Origin of the sequence: Fibrobacter sp. UWH5 (assembly GCF_900142505.1) — a bacterium.
Taxonomy (GTDB): Bacteria; Fibrobacterota; Fibrobacteria; order Fibrobacterales; family Fibrobacteraceae; genus Fibrobacter.
This window is the reverse complement of the sequence record NZ_FRBB01000053.1, coordinates 1-1,152: the sequence shown is the minus strand read 5'-3', so window position 1 is coordinate 1,152 and position 1,152 is coordinate 1. Positions and strand designations below refer to the sequence as shown.

Below are 1,152 nucleotides of genomic sequence, written 5' to 3'. Positions count from 1 at the left end.
CTACAAGAAGAAGTTATGATACAATGTATGCCTATAATCTTGGAAGTCAGTCAATAGAAATAAATCGCCCCAGAATGACTATTAGGTGTCTAAAGAATTAACATTCACATGAAATCAAAGTTCATTCTTTTTACCGCTTTTGTTTCCTTGCTTTGGGCTTGTTCCGAAGATAGCCCTTCGGAGCCTAAGGACACTTTTGACGCAAACGTCGTCTGCCCAGCCGAAGGGACGAACGCATACGGCGAGCCGAACCGAGGTTCATTCACTGATGAACGTGATGGACAGGTGTACAAGTACACCACCATCGGCAACCAAGTGTGGATGGCCGAGAACTTGAAATTCGACGCACCGTTCAGCCTGTGCTATGACAAAATCGAAGGCTTCTGCGATACGTTCGGCAGGTTTTATTCGCTGCATGTAGACGGCGAATTTTTTGGACTCTTTGACCAGGATTTGGTAGACACCATTTGCCCTGCCGGGTGGCATATGCCCTCTGTGGACGAATGGAAAATGCTAGTTGAGAGCATGGGCGGAGAGGGGTATGTTGGACGTAGACTGATGAGTTCCTCTGATTTTGGGGAATGGTATACTCCAGGAACTGACGATTGTGGGTTTAATTCAAAACCAGCGGGGGGATGGCTTGTGGATGGAAATCTCTCTATCCAATCGTATACCGTTTCCGTTTACTGGACGTCAACCGCAAGAGATGCTCAAACAACTTTCACAAGTTCCTTTAACTCGACAGGATTAGCTTTTGATATAAACAGTCCAAAAATGACTATTAGGTGTCTAAAGGATTAACAACTACTTTTTTCTTATGAACAACCCAATTACATTAGCAATTTCAGTAACATTTGCAGCCTTGCTTTGTTCTTGTTCCGAAGATAGCCCTTCGGAGCCTAAGGACACTTTTGACGCAAACGTCGTCTGCCCAGCCGAAGGGATGAACGCATACGGCGAGCCGAACCGAGGTTCATTCACTGACGAACGTGATGGACAGGTGTACAAGTACACCACAATAGGCAACCAAGTGTGGATGGCTGAGAACTTGAAATTTGACGCACCGTACAGCCTATGCTATGCCAGAGAAGAAAATTTTTGCGAAACGTTCGGCAGGTTCTACACTCTGTACGTAAATGGCGAATATTTTGC

2 protein-coding genes are annotated in these 1,152 nt (G+C 45.5%); both read left to right on the top strand.

Annotated features, from left to right (window positions below; translation table 11 throughout):
* Window positions 1-108: 108 nt before the first annotated feature.
* Complete coding sequence (locus BUB38_RS15660; protein ID WP_073161656.1) at window positions 109-801, top strand: FISUMP domain-containing protein; 693 nt, start codon at window positions 109-111, stop codon at window positions 799-801.
* 61 nt (window positions 802-862) lie between these two features.
* Window positions 863-1,152: FISUMP domain-containing protein (locus tag BUB38_RS15655; protein ID WP_305774191.1), on the top strand; the 290-nt coding region annotated here is incomplete at its 3' end.

Bases quoted from the DNA above. Each gene is read 5' to 3' on its own strand.
- BUB38_RS15660 (WP_073161656.1), top strand. From the start codon at position 109: ATGAAATCAAAGTTCATTCTTTTTACCGCTTTTGTTTCCTTGCTTTGG.